General features: G+C 63.3%; 3 protein-coding genes and 1 pseudogene. All 4 read left to right on the top strand.

The window, feature by feature from the left end; translation table 11 throughout:
• Window positions 1-87: 87 nt before the first annotated feature.
• The 4 genes and pseudogenes from tnpA to AC0QUY_RS42360 all read left to right on the top strand — a co-directional run bounded on the left by tnpA (window position 88) and on the right by AC0QUY_RS42360 (window position 2,783).
• Window positions 88-480, top strand: coding sequence for an IS66-like element accessory protein TnpA (gene tnpA, locus AC0QUY_RS42375; RefSeq protein ID WP_475391708.1), 393 nt, complete (start codon window positions 88-90; stop codon window positions 478-480).
• A complete protein-coding gene (gene tnpB, locus AC0QUY_RS42370) occupies window positions 477-824 on the top strand; it encodes an IS66 family insertion sequence element accessory protein TnpB (protein WP_161851828.1) in 348 nt (115 codons plus the stop codon). The genes tnpA and tnpB overlap by 4 nt, the downstream gene beginning before the upstream one ends.
• Before the next feature lie 69 nt (window positions 825-893).
• Window positions 894-2,541, top strand: a pseudogene (gene tnpC, locus AC0QUY_RS42365) (IS66 family transposase).
• Window positions 2,538-2,783: a hypothetical protein gene (locus tag AC0QUY_RS42360; RefSeq protein WP_202639116.1), complete on the top strand. Its 246-nt coding sequence runs from the start codon at window positions 2,538-2,540 to the stop codon at window positions 2,781-2,783. The pseudogene tnpC and the gene AC0QUY_RS42360 overlap by 4 nt, the downstream one beginning before the upstream one ends.
• Window positions 2,784-2,815: the final 32 nt, after the last annotated feature.

Raw genomic sequence — 2,815 nt, 5'->3', positions numbered from 1 at the left:
GTATCGCTCCGGCGGAGGCCGCCTTGTGCGGTTTGGCGGTTCGTCTGAGGATTTGACCTTAAGTCTAGCCTTAAGGTCATGTGGCGAATGCAGGTGAAGGTCTTGGGCGCTGAACGTCGGCGCCGATGGAGTTACGACGAGAAGGTTCGTCTGATTGAAGAGACGTTGCAGGCTGGCGAGACTGTGTGCGGCGTCGCGCGCCGACATGGAATGGCGCAGAGCCTGCTGTTCACCTGGCGTCGGCAAGCGCGCCAGGGCCGCCTGGGCGGCGAGGCCGTGCCGGCTCTTGTTCCTGTCGAGATCGCCTCCACGCCGGCTCCCGCACCCACGTTCGGGCCGCAGCCGTCTTCGCCTCCTGCGCAGCGTCCAAGGAACGGAATGATCGAGATCGAGCTTGGCGGCGGCTGTCGCGTGCGCGTTGACCGGGAGGTTGACGCCGAAGCGCTGCAGCGAGTGCTTGAGCTTCTGAGGCGGCGATGATCCCGATTCCGAGCGGCGTCAGGGTCTGGATCGCCACCGGTCACACGGACATGCGCCGCGGCATGCAAAGCCTGGCTCTTACGGTTCAGGAGAGCTTGAAGCGCGATCCTCATGCCGGCGATCTTTATATTTTCCGGGGCCGTCGCGGCGATCTGGTCAAGATTCTTTGGCATGATGGGTTGGGCATGTCGCTCTACGCCAAACGTCTGGACCGTGGAAAGTTCATCTGGCCCTCGGCGGTGGCCGGCGCGGTGTCGATCTCAGCGGCACAGATGGCTTATATGCTCGAAGGCATTGACTGGAGAAATCCTCAACTGAGCTGGCGGCCTGCGAGCGCGGGCTGAACGAAGAAGTTGCGGCTGCCGGCATTTTGGGGAGTCACAACGCATTCAATCTGTGATTCACTGCTTCGCATGGATGCTGATGGCGGAGCGATTCCGGATGACATTGCTGCCTTGAAAGAGGCGCTGGCGATCGAGCGCGCGAAGGCGTTAGAGGTTGCAGCGGAACTCGCGGTCGCCCGCGCGAAAGCCTCGGAAGACAGCGCGCTGATCGCCCAGCAGAAGCTACGGATCGCCAAGCTCGAGCGTCAGATCTACGGACAACGGTCGGAGCGATCATCGCGGCTGATCGATCAGTTGGCACTGACGTTCGAAGAGCTGGAAGCCGACGCCACGGAAGACGAATTGGCAGCCGAACGGGCTGCGGCCAGGACGACGACTGTGCGCGGATTTACGCGCAAGCGCGCCGAGCGCCAGACATTCCCTGAGCATCTTCCACGCGAGCGGGTGGTGATCGATCCGCCGACGGCTTGCGCGTGCTGCGGCAGCAATCGCCTGCGCAAACTCGGGGAAGACGTGACCCGGACGCTGGAATCGGTGCCGCGTCAGTGGAAAGTAATCGAGACGGTGCGGGAGAAGTTCAGCTGCCGCGACTGCGAGAAGATCAGCCAGGCGCCGGCGCCGTTCCATGCCGTCGCACGGGGATGGGCCGGCCCCAGCCTGTTGGCTATGATCATGTTTGAGAAGTTCGGCCAGCATCAGCCGCTGAACCGTCAGGCCGAGCGCTACGCTCTCGAAGGTGTGCCGATCGCGTTGTCGACCATGGCCGACGCCGTGGGATCGGTCTGTACGTCGCTTGATCCCCTGCTTCGCTTGGTTGAAGCCCATGTCATGGCGGCTGAGCGTCTTCATGCCGATGATACGACCGTGCCGGTGCTAGCCAAGGGGAAGACCGACACGGGACGGTGTTGGATCTACGTCCGGGACGACCGGCCATTTGGTGGTGCCGGACCGCCAGCGGCGATGTTCCACTACTCGCGCGACCGCAAGGGCGAGCATCCCCAGGCGCATCTGGCCCGCTATGCCGGCATCCTCCAGGCCGACGCCTACGACGGGTATAACCAGCTCTATCTGGCTGGGCGCCATCCTGGACTGATCCGGGAAGCTGCGTGTTGGTCGCACGCGCGGCGCCCGTTCTTTGCCATGGCCGATATCGAGGAGAATGCGCGGCGCAAGGCCGCCGGCAAAAAGGAAATTGCGCTCTCTCCGATCGCGATCGAGGTGGTGCGCCGGATCGATGCGCTGTTTGAGATCGAGCGGTCCATCAACGGCAAGAGTGCCGAGGGGCGCCTGGAGGTTCGTCAGGCTCTGAGCCGCCCCCTGGTGGAGGATCTTCAGGTCTATATGCGAGAGCAACTCGCCAAGCTCTCCCGCGGGCACGACCTGGCCAAGGCGTTCAACTACATCCTGAAGCGATGGGCGGCCTTCACGCTATTCCTGGAGGATGGGCGCGTGTGCCTCTCTAACAACGCCGCCGAACGGGGGCTGAGAGGCATCGCTCTTGGGCGAAAGTCATGGCTCTTCTGCGGATCCGATCGCGGCGGACGACGCGCCGCGGCCATGTACGGCCTGATCGTCACGGCCAAGATGAACGGTGTCGATCCCCTGGTTGGCTGACGTCCTCGCCCGTATCGCCGCCCATCCGGCTCATCGGCTGGACGAACTGCTGCCCTGGAATTGGGCCCTGTCAGCGTCAGCAATCTCAGCCCGAGCGGCATGACCATGCACGTCAACAAGGTCTATCGCGTCACCACGATCAATCGCGTCGCCCAGGACCTCGGCGAAGACGAGGACTGGCTGTCGGACGTCGCCAGCGAAATGGACGCCGAGGACGGCCGCCTCTGGGTCTACGGTGTCGGAGAAGACGGCGTCATGGCCTTCACCGACTTTGGGATCGAGACCTTGATGGAGCTCATCAGGATCCACAAAGAGAACCCTCATCTGCTCAGGCGCCAGGATTAGAAGACGTCTGCGGCCTACGCCGGACGGGTACG

Source organism: Bradyrhizobium sp. WYCCWR15520 (assembly GCF_056174665.1).
The sequence above is the reverse complement of the archived record's forward strand: the minus strand, read 5'-3'. Positions and strand labels throughout refer to the sequence as shown.

Bases quoted from the DNA above. Each gene is read 5' to 3' on its own strand.
- AC0QUY_RS42360 (WP_202639116.1), top strand. From the start codon at position 2,538: ATGACCATGCACGTCAACAAGGTCTATCGCGTCACCACGATCAATCGC.
- tnpA (WP_475391708.1), top strand. From the start codon at position 88: ATGCAGGTGAAGGTCTTGGGCGCTGAACGTCGGCGCCGATGGAGTTAC.
- tnpB (WP_161851828.1), top strand. From the start codon at position 477: ATGATCCCGATTCCGAGCGGCGTCAGGGTCTGGATCGCCACCGGTCAC.